The organism is Pseudomonas savastanoi (genome assembly GCF_020917325.1).
In the GTDB taxonomy this organism is placed as follows: Bacteria; Pseudomonadota; Gammaproteobacteria; order Pseudomonadales; family Pseudomonadaceae; genus Aquipseudomonas; species Aquipseudomonas amygdali.
The window spans coordinates 958,080-980,486 of sequence record NZ_CP076652.1; the positions used below are offsets into that span (position 1 = coordinate 958,080).

The following is a 22,407-nucleotide window of genomic DNA, read 5'->3' on the forward strand; positions in this document are numbered from 1 at the left end:
CAAGGCCTGCACTATGGCCTCACTCAATTCGAAGACAATAAAAAAGGCCGCATTCTCATGCGGCCTTCTTGCTACAGCTAACGGCCCTTACGAAGCCAACTCTGGCACCGCTGGCTTGACGTCGTCACGACGCTGAATGTATTTCCAGTCAGCTTCATCGATGTATATCCCGTTAGGCCCGCTGCCACCTTCCAGGTCGATGGCCACATGGGCCGATACCTGTGGCTTCACACTGGCCAGAATCGGAACGAAGCCCAGCTGCAGGCTCGTTTCCAGTAGCGCAGCCTGGTTCTTCTCATCAATGTCTGCTGCTTCGTCGAGGTAATAAGGCAGGCGCACCCGACCAGCCTGATCCCGATCCATCAAGTGCAGCAACAGGTACATGTTGGTCAATGCCTTGATGGTCATCGTCGTACCGTTTGAAGCTGCGCCGTCGATATCGGTGTGGATAACCGGCTGACCATTGACCTTGGTGATCTCGAATGCAAGCTCGAACAAGTCCTTCAAGCCCAACTGGTTATGGTTGGCAGCCACAAGTCGCGCCAGATACTCCTTGGCCTCTTCGTTCTTGTTGTCCTGCTCGGCGCTCTGGCTCAGGTCGAAAACCGACAGCGTCTCGCCTTCTTCATATTGCCCGGCGCTGTGGATAATCTGGTCGATGTGCTTGAGCGCTTCCTTGTTAGGGGCGAGCACGATACGGAAGCTTGCAAGGTTCGACACCTGACGTTTGTTGATCTCGCGGTTGAAAAGCGCCAGTTGATGCTCGAGGCTGTCGTAGTCGCTACGAATATTGCGCAGGGTACGGGCGATGTCAGTAACCGCAGCGCGACGAGCCTTGCCCAGTGTGAGCGCCTCATCGGTACGGTGTGCGTAGGCATTGATCAGCAGTTGCAGGCGACGCTCCATGTCGTCCTCGCTGTCGAACTTGGCCACGCCCTTGAGGCGAACCTGGGCATACAGCGCTTCGATCTGCCCATCGCTGCGCAACAGACCTTGCCAGCTGTCCTGGTAGTCGTTGAGCAGTGGCAACAGGTTATCCATGGAATCATCAATCGGGTCCATGAACGGCGTGCCGAACGGCAGATCCGCAGGCAACAACTGGCGGCGACGTAGCGCGTCGTCCAGCGTGCGTTGCTTGGATTCCATGTCACCAATCTGACGGGCGATCAGTTGCAGCTTGGCCGAGAGCTGCTGGACGCGTTCGGTGAATGCATCGCTGGAGCGTTTCAGTTCATCCTGAGCGGCTTCCATCTGCGCCAGCTCTTCCAGCTTGCCGGACTCCTCCGCGCTCAAGGTCTGGCAGCGGCGGAAGTCTTCAAGTGCTTTTTGAGCATCCAGCACCTGTTGATACAGCGCCTCGGTCTGGGTCTTGCTCGCCGCGCGGTCGGCGGCCACAGCCTGCTGGGTTTTCAGTTGCTTGAGTTCTTTTTCCAGGCGCTCTTTCTGATCGCGCAGCGCAGCACGATCGGCCAGCGCCTGCAGGGCAGGAGGTTCGATGCTCGACAGGTTGATGGTCAGTCCGGGTACGGTGAATTGATCGCCTTTGAAGCCATCCAGAATGGTCTCCAGCGATTTTACCCACGCATCGCCATCGTCCAGCGCAATGCCTTGCTCACCCAATGGCAAGCTGAACAGCGCGCTGTTGAACAGGCGCATCAGGCGTTCTACATCCGGCTGGGAGAACTCTTCACGCAGACGGGCGTAACTGTTGTTGTCCGCATGGTCGAGCTGTTGTTTGACCGACTTGAGGCGTTTCTCCAGATCGCGCAGACGCTCGTCCAGATCTTCGGCGCTGAACTGCCGCGACTGGGCCAGTGCACCGGCCAGTTCATCGTGAGCATCCTTGGCTGCGAGCAGTTGCTGCTCCAGCACCTTGACGTCATCGACCAGCGCGAAACGATTCTTCAGCACCGACAGCTCGCCGACCCAGCGCTGGATGCTGCTGATCTCGCGCTCCAGACGCATCAGTTCCTGAGTGCTGCTGCGCTGATCGTTCTGCATCTCATCCTGCTGAGCACGGTAATGCTCGGCCTGAGCGACCAGTTCTTCCTTGCGCGCGCCAGAGTAGTCCGACCAGGTGCCAAGCAGTGAATCAAGGATTGGCGACAGACGATGCAGTTTGCCACGCAACAGATCACGCTGTTTGACCCCGGCAGCCAGCGCCTCGACCAGCGGGCCAGCCAGTACCAGCGAGTTGTAATCCTGTTCCATGCGCCGCACGTCGCGGAAAGCTTCTTCACAGGCGGCAATGTAGTCGACGCTGCCCGAGCGCAGGCTGTGCTCGAAGGCATCGAGAAACAGCTGCTTGAGTTTGGCTGCCGTGATTTCGCGCATGTGTAGCAGGTTGATGAACAGCGCACGGAACGTCTTCAGGCTCTGCTCGCTGGTGGAGCGCAGCGGGATCAGGGTCAGGTCCAGCGGGATCGAGGTATGACCGCCTACCAACAGGCGGCGCAGCTCGTCCGGCTTGAGTTCGTAGGCTTTCAGGCCCTGGCTTTCCAGGTTGCTGAACAGCTCTTTCTGACGCAGGCAGGTGTCGTTCTTCTGGTAATGACCCAGGTCCAGCTCGCCGGCATAGGCGAAGAACTGATGGCCGAAACCGCCACCCGGGCCGCGGCCTACCACGCCAATTACATGCGGGCCGTGGGGCAGGGAGACTTCCACCAGAATGTAACTGGTGTCGGTAGCAAAGTAGAAGCGCCGGGACTGCTCAAGGCTGTACTTGCCGAAGCTCATGTCCGACATGCGCGCCAGAATCGGGAATTGCAGAGCGTTGATTGAGGCGCTCTTGCCCAGGTTGTTCGCGCCATACACCGACAGCGGGTTTTCCAGCGGGAACAGGCCGAGGCTGTAACCGGCAGTGTTTAACAGGGCAAAGCGGCGGATGCCATAACGTTCCTGGCTCATGTGTCCATCTCCTGTCGTTGCTCATCGGCGATTGCCCGGGCCAGTGCCTCTTCCTCGGTTTCTTCACCGAATTCAGCCAGGTCCAGAGGGTCATCGGTTTCCAGCAGCTTCTCGTCGCTGTCATCATCGATGAGCACAGGCGTTGGCAGTGGCAGGGCGCTATGCAGGCTGGCCGCCAGATCGCGGTCCTGTTGCACCGACAGGCATACATCGAGAAAACGGTGCATCGGCGGCAGGAAGCGGTAGATACCGACCTCTTCACTGGCAAAACCCAGTTGCGTCATGCGGCGCATGATCTTCTCTTCAAGCTCTTCCTGGGTCTGCACTTCCGCCTGAAGAAACAGGTCCCGGTACTTTTCCAGCATCGAAGGCAGTTCGTCACGGCCCAGACTGCCGCCATCCAGCACGGCCATCGGGTCACGGCCCTGATCGGCCAGATGCTCGACGAGGATGAAGGTGAACAGCGCCAGACGCTGAGCGGTCTTGTTGACCTGCGCGGCGGCCAGTTCAGGCACGAAATAGTAGAAACCGCGGGTGTCGCAGATCAGTTCGTAGCCCAGTGCCTTGAACAGCGCGCGGTACTGGTCCTGGCAGTTGGAGAGTTGGGCATACAGCTCCGGGTCACGGCGGCTGATGTGATAGCCCTTGAACAGCTCGCGAAAGATCGGCGCGAGCTGGGACATTTCGGATAGATCAAGATGCATGAACAGGGCTCTCGGAATGCTCTGGCTGCTCGTCTTTTGCGGCGAGCAGGGCAAAGGAGCGCAGGCTGACGCGGTGCTCCCGGGTGAAATATTCGCGACGCTCGAGGCGTTCACGGGCGAAGCGCTTGTCCCGCGACAACCGCGAGAACCAGTACAACAGCTCGTCGGTTTCGCCAGTCGGCTCCTGCTCCAGCAGCCAGACCATCAGGTCAGGCATCGGCAGGGCGCTTTCGCAGCGCTCGAGCATTTCCTTGACCGTACGTGGCGCGCGGGGCGGTTCGCCCTTGCGTGTACCACTGGCCTTGGGGAATTTCGCAGGCTTGGGTTCAAAGCGCGCCAAGGCATAGACGTAAGCCTCGACCTGACTCGCACTGCCCAGAAAGGTACTTTGCGGGCGGGTAAACAATGGCATGGCAGCCTGTGGCACTGCGTCCAGGCCCTTGCGCCGAATCGCCGACAGGGCCAGCGCCGCGCCACGAGTCACCGCGTTGTGGCGACGTGCCTCCTCGCGCAGCGGCAACAGCAGCTCGCGTGCATGACGCAAGGTCAGCTGGGCGCTGGTCTGCATCTCCAGAATGCGCGCATGGGTGCGCAGCAGCATGTCGTCATCGACCAGATGACCGAGGCGTTGTTGCTCGGTCAGCAGGCGCAGCAGCACATTCTCGACCTTGCGCACACCCTGTTCGAAAGCGCCGTCGGCATTGACCAGTTGAATCATCGGCTCGACGTATTCGTCCCAGGTGGCCAGAACTTCTGCATACCGCTGGCGCAAGGGGATCTGCCGGTCGCTGGTCTTGGCCCGGTCGGCTACCGCGACCAGTGCCTGTTCATCGTTGGCGAGCTTCTTGAGAACGTCGCGCACGCGCATGTCCAGCAGTCGCAGCTGCCTGGCCAGATCATTGGCATCGCGAATATCGAACGCGTCCTGAATGTAACCGGCCAGGCGCTCCAGATGGCGCAGATAAGCCTCGATTTCCAGGCACAGGCCCAGCCGGTGCTCGCGGCGCAGGTAGGACAGGAAGTCATGGATCTGTGCGTTGAGCTCAAAGCGGTTCGGACTTTTCGCGACGGGCACCAGAATGTCCAGACGAATCCACACGTCCAGCAGGTTGGTGATGTCTTGCGGGGTGCTGTCCTGCTGCTGAGCGCCCAATTGCAGGCGCAGCTCGCTCAGGCTCAACGTACCCTGGTCGAAGTGTTCGCATAAGGGCTCGAGTAGCGCCCAGTGCTCGGCAAGGGCGCGCAGGACGCGCTTGGGTTCGATCATCGTTAGGCCGACTGTTGGCAAGTGAAAAGCGGCAATTGTACTGCATCAGTCGCCTGATATTTCACCTGCGGGCGATATGCTGCAGCGCAAAAAGGCGAACAACGCTAGAATTGCGCGCTTAACTTATCCACAGGTGGCTGACCCTTGCTCAACGAGTCCCGTCGCCGCGCTTATTTGACCGCCATGCAGGTGGTCAACTGGCTGCCGCGCACAGAACTGCCATTCGCTGCGCCCTCGCGTCCGGAGCTGCTTGCGCCGTTACCGCTGCCGCTCGAGGTGCAGAGCATTGCGCCTGCTGCCGCGCCATCTGCGTACGCTGCGCCGGTCGAAGCTGCGAACGTTGTGCCGATCGCCCGGCAGCCCGAGCGCCCGAAGGTCGAGGTGCCGCGTCCGTCACTGGCCAGCACGCGCACGGTTGCTCCGGTCGAAGAGGTCGCGCCTGCGCCGCCCAAGGCCGCGGTTGTGCCGCCACCGCGTTTTGCCCTGCAATTGCTGCGTGCCGGGCGTTGCATGCTGCTGGTAGAGCTGACCACCGGCCAGCCGTTTCAGAGCCGCGATCCGTCCTACCTGCTGCTCAAGGACATGCTGCGGGCTGCCGGTCTGCCCGACAGCCCGCAGATTATCGGCGAACCGGTGCGCTGGCCGTTGTTGGTGCGTGGTCAGATGGATCAGGGCCCGGAAGCGGCGCGCGACTTCGTGCAAGGCTTTGTCGGTGCCCGGCTTGAGGACGAACCCTGTGCGTGCCTGTGGCTGATCGGTTTGCCGTCGATGAAGTTCGCCGGTGAAGCCGACGCCGAATCCTATAACCGCGAATTGCAGATCGAAGGTCTGGGTACTGCCTGGGCGTTGCCGGGTCTCGAATTAATGATGGACGAGCCTGAGCGCAAGGCCGATGTCTGGAAAGCCATGCGTCGGCTGATGACGCGCTGGAAATCGATCGATGAGTGATGCCGTAACCTTCCGCCCCATGACCGAAGCCGACATGGATGCGGTGCTGAAAATCGAATACGCAGCGTTCAGCCATCCCTGGACACGCGGCATCTTTCTCGATGGCCTCAAGTCCTACGAGATCTGGCTGATGTTCGAGGGCGCGCAGCAGGTCGGGCACGGTGTGATTCAGGTCATCATCGATGAAGCGCATCTGCTCAACATCACCGTCAAACCTGAAAATCAGGGCCGTGGTCTTGGCTTGCTGCTGCTGGACCATCTGATGAAGCGTGCTTATCAGCTAAACGCTCGGGAATGCTTTCTGGAGCTGCGTGACAGTAATCGTCCAGCCTATCGTCTGTATGAAAACTACGGTTTCAACGAGATAGGCCGGCGTCGCGATTACTACCCGGCAGTCGGCGGCCGCGAAGACGCTGTGGTCATGGCCTGCACGCTTTTCGAATAGTGCTGGCTGTCAGCGCTGGGTGTTGCCATCCAGCGGGTCGATGATTGCCAGTTCCTCCTCGTCCAGACCGTTGCCACCACCGATGTCATCTTCATCGACTACCGTCAGCTCCAGGTCGGCAGGATCGTCTTCGCCCTGCTCATTCGGTGAACGGGCACCGTCTTCGCGGATCAGGGTTTCCGGAGACAGATCGTCATCGGTCGAATGGTGATCGTCAGTCGAGGCACCGGTCAGGCCTGCCTCACGCACACGCTGATCCGGAATTTCATGTTGCAGTTCGTCTTCAGGGATAAGATCACCAATACGGGCAGGATCTTCTTCGTCGAAGTCGAGTGTTTCCACGGAGCCCATACGGTCTTCGTTATCGTCGATGGGTTCCGGTTCGGTAGCACCGAACGGACGGCGTGAATCGTTCATGGGAAATCCTCATTTCAGGTGGTCGTAAAAAATGGACCGGCCATGACTTTGAAGATTCCTTTTTGTTGACCGACGAGCTTTGGTGAATTTTTTCAGTAGTGGCAAATAGGCGTGACTTGAAGGATTCGACTCCAGTCCAAGGCTGGGCATCATTATCGAGGCGTCAAAGCATGAACGAGCTACAAGACCTGATTGATAACAATGCACGCTGGGCCGATGCGATAAAGCAGGAAGACCCAGAGTTTTTCGCCAAGCTGGCCCGCCAGCAAACACCTGAGTTCCTGTGGATCGGTTGTTCGGATGCACGTGTCCCGGCCAACGAGATCGTCGGCATGCTGCCCGGTGATCTGTTCGTCCATCGCAACGTGGCCAACGTTGTGTTGCACACCGATCTCAACTGCCTGTCGGTGATCCAGTACGCGGTGGACGTGTTGAAGGTCAAACACATTCTGGTGACGGGCCACTATGGTTGCGGCGGTGTACGCGCGTCCATGCAGGACCGCCAGTTCGGCCTGATCGACGGCTGGCTGCGCACGATTCGTGATCTGTATTACGAAAACCGTGAAGTGCTGGCCAAGCTGCCGACCGAGGAAGAACGTGTCGACCGTCTGTGCGAGCTGAACGTGATTCAGCAAGTGGCCAACGTCGGTCACACCAGCATTGTGCAGAACGCCTGGCACCGTGGGCAGAGCCTGTCTGTGCATGGCTGCATCTACGGCATCAAGGACGGTCGCTGGAAAAGCCTCGACGTGACCATCAGCGGTTTCGAGCAGTTGCCGCCGCAGTACCGTCTGCGTCCGCAGGACTGATAGCCGCCCTCAGGTTGCACTATCGCCAGCCAGTCTGTTTTCGCGACGACTGGTTGGCGGCAGGCAGGGCATCACAGCACGAAACGCTGCACCATCAGATTCAGATCAGCCGCCAGCATCGACAGCGAATTGCTCGCCACGGTGGTCTGCTGCGCGCCTGACGCTGTCTGGCTCGACAGGTCGCGGATACTGCTCAGGTTGCGGTCTACTTCAGTCGCAACCTGGGCTTGCTGTTCTGCGGCACTGGCAATCAGCAGGTTGCGGTCGTTGATGGTGCCCGTTGAATGGATGATCACGGTCAATGCTTCGCCGGTTGATGCAGCTTGCTCAAGCGTCAGGCTGGCTTGCGTTGCCGTGTGGCGCAACGAGCTGGCCGTTTGCTGAGTGCTTTGCTGCACGCCGCTGATCAGCCCTTCGATTTCTGCTGTCGAGGCGCTGGTGCGTTGCGCCAGTGAACGAACCTCGTCAGCTACCACGGCAAATCCGCGCCCGGCTTCGCCCGCCCGGGCTGCCTCAATGGCGGCGTTCAGGGCCAGCAGGTTGGTCTGGTTAGCGATTGCGCGAATCACATCGAGGATGCTACTGATGCTCTGTGTGCGCTCGGCCAGTCCTTCAGCCTGATGCGAGGAGTCCAGCACGTTTTCAGTCAGTTGTTTGATCGAAAGAATCGTCGCCGACAGTTTTTCCTGTCCTTGCGCTGCCGCCTGGGTCGACGCCTGTGATTCGGTCACGGTGCTGCTGGCGTTGCCTGCTACTTCGATGGCCGCCTGACTCATCTGGTTGACGGCGACCGCGGCCTGCTCGATTTCGTTGTTCTGCAATTGCAGATTGAGCGCACTGGCTTCGGCGATGGTGCCCATCTCCTGGACCGACTGCGACAACTGCGTCGCCGCTGCATATATCTGATCAATCGTGCCGTGCAGGTTAGTGCGCATGCGCCCCAGCGTGATCAGCAACTGCGCGGTCTCGTCCTTGCCATCCGGTATCCGGTGCTCTGTCAGATCACCATCGGCAATGGTGCTGGCAATGTGTAAAGCCTGGCGGACCGGGTGAATGATGCTGACGCTCAGCCGCCAGGCCAGCAGCAGGGTCAGAGCCAACACGACGGCGATGACGCTCAGCGCAATGATTCGTGCCTGCTCGTAGCGGGTGCCTGCTGACTCTACGGCGGCGGCAGCGCTCTGTTTGTTCAGCTCGCGCAGCAACTGCACCTGCATGTCCATAAGGTCGCCTTGCAGCGCGAGCATGGTATTGGCCAGCATTCTGGCCTCGTCCAGCTTGTTCTGCTCGATCAGCGTGATCTGATCCTGCAAGCCGGGCATGAACGCCTTATAGGCATCCTGCAAGGCGACGATAGAGTCATGTTCAGTGCCCGATTGAACGCGCGCAAGGTATTCCGAGAAACCTTTCTCGACTTCGTTCTTGAGCTGTTCGACATTGATCTTGCTGTTGATGACCGCACCCGGATCGTCGGCATTGGCGATCAGCCGGGTGGTCTCGCTGCGCAGTTTGACCAGGCCGATGGCGATGGCATCGGCCATGGCGATACTGGGCAGCGCTCCACTCTCAACGGCTTCGCCCTGATTGCGGATCTCCTGCATCTGCAGCAGGCAGAAAGCCCCCAGCGCGACCATCAGCAGGGAAGTGATACCGAAACAGATCACCAAACGCAGGGTGATCCTGAAGCGGCGCAATAGTGTTGGCCTTGTGGTTTGCCGACGCAGGAAACGAGGCATAAATCTTTTCACGGCACACAACCCCTATAAACACACAGACCTTCTCGGAGAGCCGTTTATAGGGCAGTTGTGTGATGTCTTTGTGACATCTGATGTTTATGTTGAAAACAGGCAAGCACTCATGGCTTGGGCGCACCGATTTCCTCCATCAGTTCATCCAGAAAGCGCTTCAGCCGGTCGTGCCTGATCTTCGCCATCTGTGTCCCGGTATCGGTTTGAAAGCTGTCGGCGAGGTGCAGCAGCTTGGTATGAAAATGGTCGGCGGCGAAGTTCATGTCGTCATGCGGGCGCTGGCTGGCATGCGGGTCGTTCGGTTCGTAAAGCTGTCTGCCCATCCGCCCCGATACGTAAAAGGTTCGAGCTACGCCGATCATGCCCAGAGAGTCCAGGCGGTCGGCGTCCTGCAGAATTCGGGCTTCCAGCGTCAACGGAGTTATCGCCGCCGAAAAACTGTGCGCTTCGATAGCATGGGCAACCGCAGCGATACTTTCTTCGTCCCACCCCATCTCGGTAAGCAATTCGCTGGCCCGTACTGCCGCCAGTCGCGAAGCGCTGGAGCGAAACGGTGAATCTTTCTCGACCGAAACACAGTCGTGTAACAGTGTGGCGGCGATCAGTACGCGGGCATCGCCGCCTTCCCGGTCACGGATAGCGCAGACGTTTTTCCAGACGCGCAGCAAGTGCGAGACGTCGTGCGCGCCATCGATTTTCTCTGCATGAGTGTGCGGGATCAGCAGGCTGGCCAGATCCTGAAACGGGGCGAAGCTGGCGGCGGTCATGCGATGGTCCTCGGGCGTCTGTGCGGATATCAGCATTACAGACAATGCCGCCTGATAAAACCCTGTCACTGGTCAAGAATATGGCTGATCTGACCAGCAAGCAGGCCTGCGCCCTTGGCGTTGAGGTGATTGAAGTCCTTGTAGTACGAGTTCATGTCGCCAATCAGGCATTGCTTGTCCTTGCAAAAGGCGTCATCCAGGGTGATCAACCTGATCTGCTTCGCCTGGCTGGCGTGCAGGAACAGTTCTCGAGTGAAGCGTTGCAACAGAGCATGTTTTTCGACTGGCACCGACAGTTCACTGACCCGCTGCAGTTTCTGCGCATCACTGCCCGAGGCATCCCGGGCCAGGCGGTAGTAGAGGCTCTCGGGATTGATCAATTGCTGCGGCACCTGCGCGACGATGAATACCTCGGTGCCGATATCGCGGTAGGCCTTTATCGTGGTTTCAAATGCCTGCCGGAAAACTGCTCGCGAGGTTTCCCGGTTTTTTTCCGGGTGGCTGCGGGAGGTCAGGAAATACTTGCTCATCTTCCGTTCGCCGTAATCGCCGTCGGTGTACAGCGTCCAGCGTGCCACCAGCACGACCTTTTTGATCTGACGCTGCTTCACGTATTCAAACTCGCGATTGGCCAGCGTCTCGCATACCCCGGCAGGGTAGTTGCCATTGGCGATGTCCACGCCGAGCAAGGGCAGGCAGCCGCCCAGACCGATATGCGCGACTGTTCTGCCCAAATCCCGCGCGGCGGCGTCAAACGTCGATAACAGGGCCTCGGAATGGCTGTCACCAAACAGGGCCATCTCCGGTACGACGTTGCTGTCGGCAAGGCCGAACAGGCAAAAATCGACATTCCAGCCTTGGCTATCAAGGTTCCGGTCGCATCTTTCGCGTATCTGCGGGTCGACAAATGCCTGATGCATCGCCGGATCGACAGCGAAGCGCTGGCTAAAGCCATTATTGAGATAACCGACCAGCCCCAGCGCGACAAATAGCGTCGAAGCAACGCCTGCCGAGGCGAAGATCTGACGACGTTTGAATGCACCGGCCTTGCGAAAAGGCTGCTCGACGAAGCGCCAGCTCAGCCAGGCCAGCAGCAGCGAGAGCACGGTCAACGCCAGCATCAGCGACAGGTCCGGCTCAATCAGGCTGCGCTGACGAGTGAAGGCAAAGACGGGCTGATGCCACAGGTAAGCGCTGTAACTGATCATCCCGATCAGGACTGGTAATCGTGAACTCAGTGCTCTGCCGACCCAGGTCTGGCGATTGGCGAAGACAATGATCAACGCCGCGCCCAGCACAGGCACCAGCGCGTTGAGGCCAGGGAAAGGTGTACTGCTGTCGAAACACACCACGGCATAACCGATCAGCAGAATGCCCAGCAGCGTCGCCGCCTGATCAAGATGGCTGGCGCTATCGACGCTACGCGTGCGCCAGGCAAAGTAGAAGGCGATGAACGAGCCCGTCAGCAATTCCCAGGCGCGTGCAGGCAACAGATAAAAAGCGGTGCTGGCGTTATGACGCGCCCCCAGCTCCGCCAGCGCCAGGCTCGTCAGGGCGGCGGCGATCAGCAGTACAACCAGCCACTTGGGGCCCATGCTCCAGGCCAGCATCAGTAGCGGTGGGAAAAACAGGTAGTACTGCTCCTCTACTGCGAGCGTCCAGGTGTGCAGCAAGGGTTTGAGTTCAGCGGTTGCGTCGAAATAGCCGCTTTCCAGCCAGAACAGTAGGTTGGATGAGAAGGTCGGCACCGACACCAGGCTCTTGGCGAAGTATTTCAGGTCAGACGGGTCGAGCGTCAACCACGCGACAGGCAGGCAGACCAGCATCATCACGAACAGCGCTGGCAGAATGCGCCGGGCGCGCCGTTCGTAGAAATCGATCAGCGAGAATCTGCCTTTGAGCATCTGCGCAAGAATGATCGAGGTGATCAGATAGCCAGAGATCACAAAAAAGATGTCGACCCCTACGAATCCACCGCTGAATAACGGTAAACCCGCGTGATACAGGATGACCGGGATCACCGCGAACGCGCGCAGACCATCGATTTCGGGTCGATAGGCGAGCGCCGGGTTATGAGGAATGCCCATTAAGTGTGCTCGATACAGGAAGTGGTAAAGGCGGTAAATGCGCGCTGCAATAGCTACCGCCAACGCGGGGCGCAGGCGTCGGCGATGAAGGTTCAGAAGGGAATTGCAGGAGAGAGTGGTGTATTTTTTAGTTCAGGTATTCGCTTCTGTCCAATGTCGGAAGCCGGTTTATGACGACAGATCAGTCTCTTCCCACCTGAAACAGGAAAAGCCCTTTATAATGCATGGTTTTACCCTCCTCGATGCGAGAACCATTGTGAGCTTACCGTCCTGCCCGAAATGCAATTCCGAATACACCTACGAAGACGGCAGCCTGCTGATCTGCCCGGAATGCGCCCATGAATGGTCTGCAGACGCTGCTGGCGCCGATGCAGCCGACGACGTGAAAGTCATCAAGGACTCCACGGGCAATGTGCTGCAGGACGGCGATACCATTACCGTGATCAAGGACCTGAAAGTCAAAGGCTCTTCGTTGGTGGTCAAGGTCGGTACCAAGGTCAAGAACATCCGTCTGGTCGATGGCGACCATGACATCGATTGCAAGATCGACGGCATCGGCGCGATGAAGCTGAAGTCCGAGTTCGTCCGCAAGGTTTGATTCTGTCGGGCAATGGCTTTAGCCTGAACGCCTCGCCGGTCCTTCGACTGGCGGGGCGTTCATGTTTCCGGGCGCGCCAGGGCTGTTTTTCCTGAACAGGTGAATACCGTGCCGACGACTACCCCCGCCCCGTATCTGAAACCCGATGAATGTGTCGTGCTGTTCGATGGCGTCTGCAAACTGTGCAATGGTGTGGTGAAGTTTCTGATTCGCCATGATCCGCACCAGCGTCTGCGCTTGGCCGCCGTACAGTCGGAGCAAGGGCAGGCATTGCTGAAGTGGGCCGGGCTGCCGCTCGACGATTTTCATACCATCGCAGTCATCGTTAACAATCGGGTGTTCGTACGCTCGGATGCCTTTCTGCACATCATGGGGCTGCTGCCTGCGCCGTGGCCGCTGCTGAAAGTGCTGGGTATTTTTCCACGCTTTTTAAGGGACTGGGCCTACAACCGTATCGCGCTCAACCGATATCGCCTGTTCGGGCGCTATGATCACTGTCTGTTGCCGTCGCCCGAGAACCGCCAGCGCTTCCTTGACGGCTGACGACCGGCGGTCATTTGTAAAGTCTGTCATGACTGTACGGGTTGTGATCCACTCTGGCGGTCCGTAGAATTCGTGTCATCTGGCTTCACTCCCCATATCCACAATAATCCACTTTGCACACTGCGCCCGATTCAGAAGGTCGAGCGGAGCGTTTTTGCGTTGGTTTTTCAGTGGGGGCAAGCCGCGGTTTTCCATACAGGTGTCAGGCGTGCGTGTTCATGCGTGGCGATCGGCCTTCGGGTCGGAACATTTTCAGGGCGTTGCGATTCTTGATAACTTCACCTCCAAACGAGCAGGCAGGTAGCTGGCTTGGCGTATTCGCGCTGGCCTTGGCGGCCTTCATTTTCAATACCACCGAGTTCGTGCCGATCGGTCTGCTGAGTAACATCGGCCAGAGCTTCGAGATGACCCCGGCCCAGGTCGGGCTGATGCTTACGATCTATGCCTGGGTCGTGTCGCTGATGTCGTTGCCGATGATGCTGGCGACGCGCAACATCGAGCGCCGCAAGTTGCTGATGTTCGTGTTCGGCCTGTTTGTGGTCAGCCATGTACTCTCCGCAATCTCCCCCAGCTTCGCAATCCTGCTGGTGAGCCGGGTCGGTATCGCCTTTGCACATGCGGTGTTCTGGTCGGTCACGGCGTCGCTGGCCGTGCGTATCGCACCGCCCGGCAAGCAGGTTCAGGCGCTTGGCCTGCTGGCAACCGGTACGTCGCTGGCGATGGTGCTGGGTATTCCGCTGGGCCGCGTGCTGGGTGAAGCCCTGGGCTGGCGGACTACCTTTCTGGGCATCGCCGGCATTGCTGCGCTGGTAGTCTTCCTGTTGGCTCGTGCGCTGCCTTTGCTGCCCAGCCAGAACTCCGGCTCGTTGCGCAGCCTGCCGATCCTGTTCAAGCGCCCACGGTTGATGGCGATCTACCTGCTGACCGCGATTGTGGTGACCGCTCATTTCACCGCCTACAGCTATATCGAGCCGTTCACCCAGACTGTGTCCCGACTCAGCGGCGAAATGACCACGATTCTGCTGCTGGTCTTTGGCGGTGCAGGAATCATGGGCTCGATCATCTTCAGCCTGTTCAGCGACCGCTTCCCTAACGGGCTATTGATCACCGCCATTGGCACGCTGACCGTTTGCCTGCTGATGCTGTTGCCCCTTTCCGGTGACGCAGCGACGCTCGGCACGCTGACTATTATCTGGGGCATGGCAATCATGTGCTTCGGGCTGACCTTGCAAGCGCGTGTACTCTCGCTGGCGCCGGATGCGACCGACGTGGCGATGGCGCTGTTCTCGGGCATCTTCAATATCGGTATTGGTGGCGGTGCGCTGCTCGGCAGCGTGGTCAGCAGCCATCTCGGGGTTGCCAATGTCGGTATCGTCGGTGGCCTGTTGGCCCTTGGCGGGTTGGGGCTTTGCTGCTTTACGACGCATTACTTCGGTAAAATCCCGCCTGCTGCCGAGGTGCAGGCCGAGAGTAAATAGAGCACACATAAAAAAAGCTCGCTGACCGTGCAAGGCGATCAGCGAGCTTTTTGTTCTGGCCTCGGCGTCAGGCTTTAAGCCGGCCCAGCCATTCCAGCGACGTTCTCCAGATACAAATTCCGAGAAAATACGCCGACATCGCCAGCCACAGGCCCATGACTACAGGGCCATTGTGCGGGTGGTTGATGATCAGCAGCGCGCTGGACAACAACCACACGGTGGTAACTGCGATGTTGATCGGCATGAAACGACGCACACGAAACGGGTGCAGAAACTTCATGCGGGTCAGGGTCAGCAATGCCAGGGCGATGATGGTGATGAACGTCAGCCACGGCGCGGGCGAAAGAATGTAGAGGCACAGGGCGACTACGTTCCATGCGGCGGGAAAGCCCTGAAAGTAGTTGTCCTTGCTTTTCATGTCGACGTTGCAGAAGCAGAACAGCGACGACACCAGGATCACCGATACGCTGAGCAGCAACGTGTAATCCGGCACCGGTATGTAGCGATAGATGAACAGTGCCGGAATGAACACGTAGGTCAGATAGTCGATGACCAGGTCCAGCACCGAGCCATCGAAGTGCGGCAGTACCGATGTGGTATTGACCTTGCGAGCCAGTGAGCCGTCTACGCCATCCACGATCAGGGCAGCGCCCAGCCACAGCAGGCAGGCTTTGGGTTCGTTGTTGAATAGTGCAATGGTAGCCAGGAACGCAAGGACGACGCCGGTGGCGGTGAAGCCATGCGCGCCCCAGGCGTTGAGTCTGGCTATGCGTTGATTGGTTATCACGGGGGCGCTCTCCAGGAAATAATGCTTGCCAGGGTGTGCCGCAAACCTGACCGGTAGCAACTATCGACCCGGCAATTGCCGATAAGTTTAGCGGTGACTATCCCTTGTTTCCCGGTTGCTTTCCAGAAAACCGCGATCTGTGTCAGACCGCTCGTCTCTGTAGTCTTGCGGTTTGACGAAACAGGTAGGCGCGTCACCGTTGGCATTGAGTTGGTTGATCAGGGTCGGCTGGCCTTGTTCATTGAACATTACCTGCCCGACACCTGCCGAGTTCCATAAGCGTTCACCGGCCTTGCTGTGCTCGGGCGTGCGCGGGACAACCTTCATCAGGCGGCGCTTGGTGAACCAGTTAAGAGGTGAGCGGGGAGAGTATAACCAGCGATTCAGTCGATCAAAAGTGTCCAGCAGACGACGGGGGAATTCATTCTTGATGCCACTGCTGGTTATTTGCCAGATGTGAGGCCCGCCACTGCGTTGACGGATCAGGATTTCGTAGACGAACGAGTAATGCACATCACCCGACAGAATCACGTAATTGCCCGGAGTTCTGGAGTGGCGAAAGATGTTCAGAATAACGTTGGCTGCGCCACGATGCGCCATCCAGTTTTCCGCGTCGACCAGCAACGGATAGCCGCACCAGCTGAAGACACGCTGTATCGCCTCAATCAACTTGACGCCGAACACGGGGGCAGCTGACACGATAATCGCCGATTTGTGATCGATCAGCTCCTGTTGCAGTTCACTGAGTGCTTCCCAGTCCAGCAGGCCGGACGGGTGATTGAAATTGGATTCGCTGCGCCAGCGCCGGGTGCGCGTATCCAGTACCACCAGCGCCGGGCTGGTTGGCAGAACGTAATGCCACTGTTGAAACTTCAGCAACTGATCGATCAGCGCGTCCTGGGACGGGCTGTCCAGCCAGTTATCCTTGCGCACAGCCGCTGCACTCAGTTCATGTGCCTGCCGGACCAGGTCATTGAGTGCGTCAGGATTGTTGCCCCAGCCCTGACAGAGCAGATAGGCGAGCAGGGCATTGCCGATGATGCGTTTCGAGAAAGGATGGCCGTACGCGGTTTCTTCCCAGTTTGCCGACAGGTTCCAGTCATCGGTGATGTCATGGTCGTCAAAAATCATCATGCACGGCAGGTGAGCCATCGCACGCGCCACGCCTTCAAGCCCCGCAGTGAAATCCTCGACCAGTTGCTGCTCTCTGGCATAACGCTCGACTTCGTCGGTTTCCAGATGCGGCGTGCCGGGTTCGATCAGGGTCCAGGGCGTGGGTGACCAGACCAGCAGGTACATCGCCACCACTTCCGCCAGAGTGACCAGATGGTTATCCGCGGTGCTGCTGGTAAATACCGGCTTGCTGGTGCCACCAAAGAACCGCTCACGCAGCGTGTCGTTGCTTTTCAGGGCGGGTAGCAGGTCGGCACGCTGGTAATAGCTGGCCGGGTGCGCATAAAGGCTGGTGCTGTCATCGACTACCGCACCGTCGAGTTGCTCATCGAACAACCCCAGCCGTTCGATCAGCACATGAATGGCGCGCAGCATCGGCCCGGCGACATCGTCGGCGTAGATCTGATCGCCGCTCATCATCAACAGCGCAGGGCGTTGCAACGGGTCCTGGTTGTCGGCCAACAGGCGATCCACGCAGAGCAGACCCTCGGCCGCGCTGTGATGTGGCTTGCGACACGAGCCATGCAAGAGCTGATCAATACTGCTGCGCACTACGAAATTCGGATAACGGGCACCGTCGTACAGCAGATGCGGAGCCCACTCGGCGATACCGCCCGGTTCGCCATCTACCAACAGGTCGTAATCGATCCAGGTGTCCAGGGGCAGCTCGGCCTCCAGTTGCAGGTCGATCAGATGAATGAATGCGTGGCGACCTACCGCGACGATCTGGCATTGCTGATCAGTCAGTGAATGGTCGTTGAAGTCATCTGCTGCATTCTCAACGTCATGACGCAGACGCAGTGTCAGCTTGAGCGGGCGCGAGCCCACCAGCCACAGTACCAGGCGGCCGGCTTCCTGGCGGCGTAACAGCGGACCGGCAAGGATGGACGGTAATGGACGTTTTTCGGCGGGCGAAGACGGCATCCTGATTCATGGCTCTGACTGATCGTAGGCGGGAAATACTAACGCAGTCAGTGCGGAAAGTTCTTGTTACACCGCTGGGCCGTTACCTTCAGCCTGTTTCAAAGCATTGCGCCAGTCGCCCTGAGCCCTTGGCGGCCAATCGGATGAGCGTCACTTCAGTGGTGCTTGATGCTGCCGATAGCCACTTTTATACAGAGCCTGAAGCTGCCGGTCCTCGAGCATCGCAGCTCAGCCTCAGCCAGCTGTTAAAACTAGAGATTTCTCCATGAACTGGTTCTACAACGCCAAGCTTTCCACCAAGCTGTTTATCTCATTTGCACTCTGCGCGGTTATCACCCTCGCGGTGGGCATGGTTGCCAGCCGGGGGATCGGTGAGCTCGCCAGCAACCTGAAACTTGCGTTCTCCAACAACCTGGTGTCGGTGTCGAAAACCAACGAGGCCACCATCAATGTTGTCGAGCAGAATCGTGATTTGTATCGCTTGCTTTCGGTCGCCGCCAGCGATGCGTCGCAAAGCGCGAAGGATGAAGTTCTCGCCAGCATGAAAAACAATCGCGCAGAAGCAGAAAAAGCTTACGCGACCTATCGTGCGACACCGCTTGAAGATGACGAGCGCGCTGCAGGTGATCAGATGGACAAGGACTGGCCCGTCTATCAGACGCTGGTCGATCGGGCTGTGGCTGTTGCCTTTTCCGGAGACGTTGCAGCCGCGAGGGCGCTGGTCGAAGGCGACGTTCGCAAGGCCTATCTGACCGTGATGGGTGAGCTGAACATCATAGTCGGCTCCAACAACCGTCAGATAGGCGAAGGTGCAATCGCCGCTGGAAAAACAGAATCATCGGCCAATCTCAATCTGTATATGGGGATCGGTATCGCCTTCGTGGCCGCCTTCCTTTTGGCACTGTTTATCAGTCGTGTGATCAGTTCGCCCATTTCCTCTGCCCTTGTCAGTGCGCAGCGCATTGCCGGTGGCGATCTGACCCAGCCGATCGTCAGCACTCACCGTGATGAAGCAGGCCTGATGCTTACGGCGCTCAGTGATATGCAGAACAGCCTGAAGAGCACCATCGGACAGATCTCCAGCGCTGCCGACCAGCTTGCTTCGGCTGCTGAAGAACTCAATGCCGTTACCGAAGAAGGCAGCCGTGGCCTGACGCGACAGAACGACGAGATTCAATTGGCTGCCACGGCGGTCACCGAAATGACCGCTGCGGTCGAAGAAGTGGCGCGTAACGCCATGTCTACCTCTGACGCCTCAAAGCGGACCAGTACCGAAGCGGCTACCGGGCGTGATCAGGCGCGTGATGCGGTCAGTGCGATCAACAACGTCAGCGCCGAGATCAGCAGCTCCACCTCAATGGTTGAAGAGCTTGCCGGGCGGGTTCGTGAGATTGGTCAGGTGCTGGACGTGATCCGTGGTATCGCCGAACAGACCAACCTGCTGGCCCTCAACGCCGCCATCGAGGCTGCGCGCGCCGGTGAACAGGGCCGCGGCTTTGCCGTGGTGGCCGACGAAGTACGTGCGCTTGCCGCTCGTACTCAGGCGTCCACAGGTGAAATCGAAACCATGATAGGCAGCGTGCAGGCCAGTGCCGATCAGGCTGTGCGAGCCATGGGCAACAGCCGTACCCTCGCCAGCAATACTCAATCCCTGGCTCAGGCCACTGGTCAGTCGCTGGAGCGCATTGCGCAGAGCATTGCCGAAATCAACGATCGCAACATGCTGATTGCTACCGCGTCCGAAGAGCAGTCCCACGTTGCGCGCGAGGTGGATCGCAACCTGATCAACATTCAGGACCTCTCCACCCAGACCGCTGCTGGCGCTCATCAGACCAGCGCTTCAAGTCAGGAGCTGTCTCGTCTGGCGATTTCCTTCAACAACCTGGTAGGCAAGTTCAAGGTCTGACGCAAGCGTCAGGACGCTGATACCGGCAGGCGCTTCTGGAAAAAGAAGCGCTTGCTGCCGGGCGGATAGTCGTCAATCTGCCCGAACTCGGTGTAACCGTGGCGGCGATAGAAATCCGGAGCCTGGAAGTCGAAGGTATCCAGCCAGATTCCCGCACAGCCTTTCTCGACCGCAAGGTCCTCAGCCATCTGCATCAAACGCGAGCCCATACCTTGCCCCCGGGTTTGCTCCGGCACCACCAGCAGCTCGATGAACAACCATTGATAAAGAATGCGTGCGTGCAGGCCACCGAGAATTTCCCGGGTCTGATCATCGCGAATGAACATTGCCACCTTCTCGGCCTTGCCGTCACCCGCCTGCTCGGCGTTAAAGCGCTTCAGGGGTTCCAGAATCGCCAGGCGATCTTCTTCTGTAGGGTTGTTATTGACGTCAATGTGAACGCTCATGCGCTGGCTCCTAGCCTTAGTTTGCGCGACGAGCTTAAAGCGGCCTGGATGTGGGGTAAAGCCAGGCCCTGCAAAGCGTCATTTCACGCAAAGCACACGCAGTTACGCCCGGCGCGTTTAGCGGCGTAGAGGGCATTGTCAGCAGCGCTGATCAGATGGTCGGCAGTGGTCTGCGGCGCGGTTGCACAAGCGACCCCCAGGCTGACAGTCACGAACGCGCTTTCGCCCAGCACCGGGTGCGGTAACTTGAGCCCCGCGACAGCGGCCTGCAGGGCGTCGGCCATTTCTCTGGCCTGTCCGGCATCGCCATTCATCAGAACAAGAACCTCTTCACCGCCGAAGCGAAACGCCACGGCTCCATTTTCATGCGCGCTTTGCTGGATTTTCTGACAGAGCAACTTGAGGCAGGTATCGCCTTGTGGGTGTCCATAGTTGTCGTTGTAGGATTTGAAGTGATCGATGTCCAGCAGGATGATGGCCACGTTCGCCGGTGTTTTACGCGCGCGTTCCCAGACCGAGGTCATCACTTCGTCCTGATAGCGTCGATTGAACAGGCGGGTCAAACCATCGGTGCGTGCGAACTCCATCAACTGCACTTGCAGCAGGCGTCCGCGAAGCGCGAACAGGTAGCTCATGCGGCTGGCGCGCTCCAGAAAATACGAAGCCATCAACAGCAGCGCTACCGTGGAGACGAACAGCACTGCATTGGCCTGCCAGATCACAAAGTCCGCGAAATTGGCAATGTAGGTTGTCACCAGCTGGATGATCAGCATGCATGACATCGCGACGGCTGCATGGCGCAGGGGCAATTGCTGGATCATGGTGCAATAGACCATGATCAACAGCATGCCCAGTTGATAAAAGATTTGATACGGGCTCTGACTGTGAATCATCACCAGCATGGGCATGAGCGAGCACAGTACCGTCGCGGTCGCAGCGGTCGTTTCCATTGCCCAGCGAGTGGAAAAGCGCTGCGCCAGCACTAACAGCACAATAAACATCGGCGTTATCAGGCACAGACGCCCCAGCGCCACGTAGACAAATACATCCCGCAGAATCAACCAGTCACTGATCAGAAACAGGTTGTAGATCAGGCTGCCACCAATCCCCACCGCCGTCAGGAATTCGCGCCGCTGTGGCCTGGTTTCCGCCTGGTAGCGTCGCTCAAGCACACGGCTGAAGCGCAGCGCACCCACACCTGAAGTAATCGTCTGCTCAACCTCCGCAAGGAGTTGTGCATCTTCAGGGCTGGGGCGTTCAAGGGCGGAAACGAGCATGTGACACCGGTACATTAACATCGAGAGATATTAGGACATCATGAATGATGTCTTAGTGCTATTAGTGTGTGGTGTGTGGGTCTTGAAGTCGACCGGCGGTTCCTGTTGTTGCTGACTGAGCGATGGCAGCAGGCTCAAGCCGCTTTAGGCATTCATTGGCAAGCCGCATGAGGGGGCCTGGAGGCGGGTATATGTGCTGGGCAACCCACATCAATTCAATCTGCCATCATCAGACGAAACGCATTAATCCCGTCTACGCTTATGCCGATACATAAGTACAACCCACTACTGGTGCCGCCATGTTCAACACTCGCTTGAAAAAGGAATTACAGGCACAACACGCCGAATTATCGATGTATCGGCAAATGCAGAAAGGGATGGACGCGCGCATGGTGTCGTTGAGTCTGGACGCCAACAATCGCATTGCCCATGCCAATGACAACTTCCTCAGGGCACTCGGCTACACCGCCGAGCAGTTGCTGGGCAAGGATCTGGACCAGATGGTGCCGTCCTACGTCAAACAACTCGATTGCTACCGTAACCTCAAGCTGGCGGTGCAGAAAGGCGAGTCGGTGATCGACAACTACCGTTTTCTGCACGCCAACGGCAGTCTGGTGTGGATTCGTGCCATGTGGCAGCCGGTTCTGGATGACCAGGGCAAATTGGTGACGTTGCAATGCTACGGGTCGGACATCACCCAGACCGTCGAGACCGCTGCCGAGAACTCTGCGTTCATTCAGGCATTGCTGCGCTCAACCGCAGTGATCGAGTTCGATCTTGGCGGCCACGTGCTCACGGCCAATGACCAGTTTCTGCGTGGCATGGGTTACAACCTGGCGCAGATCAAGGGCAAGCACCACAGCATGTTCTGTGATCCGGCAGAAACTTCACTGGCTCCGTACCGGGAGTTCTGGGCGATGCTCAACCGCGGCGAGTTCGTCGCAGGGCGCTTCAAGCGTATCGACAGCAGCGGGCGTGAGGTCTGGCTGGAGGCTACTTACAACCCGGTTCATGATGCTCAGGGCAAACTCTACAAGGTCGTCAAGTTCGCCACGCTGGTGACCGATCAAGTGGCCCGCGAAGATGAAGTCAGCCAGGCCGCGAGCGTGGCGTTCGAAATCTCCCAGCAGACCGACGTCAGCGCCCAGCGCGGCGCGGATGTGGTGCAGAACACTG

The 22,407-nt window shown here is 58.5% G+C and carries 17 protein-coding genes and 4 pseudogenes; 9 read left to right on the forward strand and 12 right to left on the reverse strand.

Annotated elements, in window-relative coordinates:
* Positions 1-87 precede the first annotated feature (87 nt).
* The 3 genes from mksF to mksB are packed head-to-tail and all read right to left on the reverse strand — an operon-like array spanning position 88 to position 4,878.
* Positions 88-2,907, reverse strand: a complete 2,820-nt coding sequence (mksF, locus tag KP808_RS04210; RefSeq protein WP_058400505.1) for an Mks condensin complex protein MksF — start codon at positions 2,905-2,907, stop codon at positions 88-90.
* A complete protein-coding gene (gene mksE, locus KP808_RS04215) occupies positions 2,904-3,611 on the reverse strand; it encodes an Mks condensin complex protein MksE (protein WP_002552081.1) in 708 nt (235 codons plus the stop codon). The genes mksF and mksE overlap by 4 nt, the downstream gene beginning before the upstream one ends.
* Entirely contained in the window at positions 3,601-4,878 is a 1,278-nt protein-coding gene (gene mksB, locus KP808_RS04220) for an Mks condensin complex protein MksB (protein ID WP_002552082.1), read from the reverse strand. Before mksB ends, mksE begins: the two co-directional genes overlap by 11 nt.
* A 144-nt stretch (positions 4,879-5,022) precedes the next feature.
* On the opposite strand from mksB, the gene KP808_RS04225 reads away from it, so the two are divergent.
* A complete protein-coding gene (locus tag KP808_RS04225) occupies positions 5,023-5,826 on the forward strand; it encodes an energy transducer TonB (RefSeq protein WP_230017502.1) in 804 nt (267 codons plus the stop codon).
* A complete protein-coding gene (gene rimI, locus KP808_RS04230; protein WP_002552084.1) occupies positions 5,819-6,271 on the forward strand; it encodes a ribosomal protein S18-alanine N-acetyltransferase in 453 nt (150 codons plus the stop codon). The genes KP808_RS04225 and rimI overlap by 8 nt, the downstream gene beginning before the upstream one ends.
* Before the next feature lie 9 nt (positions 6,272-6,280).
* On the opposite strand, the gene KP808_RS04235 is transcribed toward rimI, so the two are convergent.
* Positions 6,281-6,688 (reverse strand): serine kinase/phosphatase, encoded by a 408-nt coding sequence (locus tag KP808_RS04235; protein ID WP_230017503.1) that lies wholly within the window; start codon positions 6,686-6,688, stop codon positions 6,281-6,283.
* Positions 6,689-6,858: 170 nt separating this feature from the next.
* Between KP808_RS04235 and can the strand changes: the two genes are divergently transcribed.
* Positions 6,859-7,497 carry a carbonate dehydratase gene (gene can, locus KP808_RS04240; RefSeq protein ID WP_002552086.1) on the forward strand — a complete coding sequence of 213 codons (639 nt, stop codon included), beginning with the start codon at positions 6,859-6,861 and terminating at the stop codon, positions 7,495-7,497.
* A gap of 71 nt (positions 7,498-7,568) precedes the next feature.
* Here can and KP808_RS26045 read toward each other — a convergent pair whose 3' ends face one another.
* The 4 genes and pseudogenes from KP808_RS26045 to KP808_RS04255 all read right to left on the reverse strand — a co-directional run bounded on the left by KP808_RS26045 (position 7,569) and on the right by KP808_RS04255 (position 12,099).
* Positions 7,569-8,432 carry a methyl-accepting chemotaxis protein gene (locus KP808_RS26045; protein WP_407692675.1) on the reverse strand — a complete coding sequence of 288 codons (864 nt, stop codon included), beginning with the start codon at positions 8,430-8,432 and terminating at the stop codon, positions 7,569-7,571.
* Positions 8,433-8,474: 42 nt separating this feature from the next.
* Positions 8,475-9,233: pseudogene (locus KP808_RS26050) on the reverse strand (MCP four helix bundle domain-containing protein); the annotation flags it as partial.
* A gap of 119 nt (positions 9,234-9,352) precedes the next feature.
* Positions 9,353-10,012 (reverse strand): HD domain-containing protein, encoded by a 660-nt coding sequence (locus tag KP808_RS04250; RefSeq protein WP_122281331.1) that lies wholly within the window; start codon positions 10,010-10,012, stop codon positions 9,353-9,355.
* Positions 10,013-10,077: 65 nt separating this feature from the next.
* Positions 10,078-12,099: an acyltransferase family protein gene (locus KP808_RS04255; RefSeq protein ID WP_230017505.1), complete on the reverse strand. Its 2,022-nt coding sequence runs from the start codon at positions 12,097-12,099 to the stop codon at positions 10,078-10,080.
* A gap of 253 nt (positions 12,100-12,352) precedes the next feature.
* Between KP808_RS04255 and KP808_RS04260 the strand changes: the two genes are divergently transcribed.
* From KP808_RS04260 to KP808_RS04270, 3 genes are all read left to right on the forward strand, one after another.
* Positions 12,353-12,697 (forward strand): zinc ribbon domain-containing protein YjdM, encoded by a 345-nt coding sequence (locus KP808_RS04260; protein WP_032613429.1) that lies wholly within the window; start codon positions 12,353-12,355, stop codon positions 12,695-12,697.
* Between the two features lie 108 nt (positions 12,698-12,805).
* Positions 12,806-13,240, forward strand: coding sequence for a thiol-disulfide oxidoreductase DCC family protein (locus KP808_RS04265; RefSeq protein ID WP_002552091.1), 435 nt, complete (start codon positions 12,806-12,808; stop codon positions 13,238-13,240).
* A gap of 269 nt (positions 13,241-13,509) precedes the next feature.
* Entirely contained in the window at positions 13,510-14,718 is a 1,209-nt protein-coding gene (locus tag KP808_RS04270) for a sugar transporter (protein ID WP_058408036.1), read from the forward strand.
* 67 nt (positions 14,719-14,785) lie between these two features.
* Here the strand turns inward: KP808_RS04270 and pcsA are convergent, their stop codons facing one another.
* Together pcsA and KP808_RS04280 are read right to left on the reverse strand one after the other, a co-directional pair.
* Positions 14,786-15,505: a phosphatidylcholine synthase gene (gene pcsA, locus KP808_RS04275; protein WP_003433808.1), complete on the reverse strand. Its 720-nt coding sequence runs from the start codon at positions 15,503-15,505 to the stop codon at positions 14,786-14,788.
* 87 nt (positions 15,506-15,592) lie between these two features.
* Positions 15,593-17,602 (reverse strand): metallophosphoesterase family protein, encoded by a 2,010-nt coding sequence (locus KP808_RS04280; protein ID WP_058400512.1) that lies wholly within the window; start codon positions 17,600-17,602, stop codon positions 15,593-15,595.
* A 265-nt stretch (positions 17,603-17,867) separates the two neighbouring features.
* On the opposite strand from KP808_RS04280, the pseudogene KP808_RS26055 reads away from it, so the two are divergent.
* Together KP808_RS26055 and KP808_RS26060 are read left to right on the forward strand one after the other, a co-directional pair.
* Positions 17,868-18,602: pseudogene (locus KP808_RS26055) on the forward strand (MCP four helix bundle domain-containing protein); the annotation flags it as partial.
* Between the two features lie 306 nt (positions 18,603-18,908).
* A pseudogene (locus KP808_RS26060) lies at positions 18,909-19,508 on the forward strand (methyl-accepting chemotaxis protein); the annotation flags it as partial.
* An 8-nt stretch (positions 19,509-19,516) separates the two neighbouring features.
* Here KP808_RS26060 and KP808_RS04290 read toward each other — a convergent pair.
* Both KP808_RS04290 and KP808_RS04295 read right to left on the reverse strand, forming a co-directional pair.
* A complete protein-coding gene (locus KP808_RS04290) occupies positions 19,517-19,954 on the reverse strand; it encodes a GNAT family N-acetyltransferase (RefSeq protein WP_058400514.1) in 438 nt (145 codons plus the stop codon).
* Between the two features lie 83 nt (positions 19,955-20,037).
* Positions 20,038-21,231, reverse strand: coding sequence for a GGDEF domain-containing protein (locus KP808_RS04295; protein WP_230017506.1), 1,194 nt, complete (start codon positions 21,229-21,231; stop codon positions 20,038-20,040).
* 389 nt (positions 21,232-21,620) lie between these two features.
* Here KP808_RS04295 and KP808_RS26065 point away from each other — a divergent pair.
* A pseudogene (locus KP808_RS26065) lies at positions 21,621-22,247 on the forward strand (PAS domain-containing protein); the annotation flags it as partial.
* Positions 22,248-22,407: the final 160 nt, after the last annotated feature.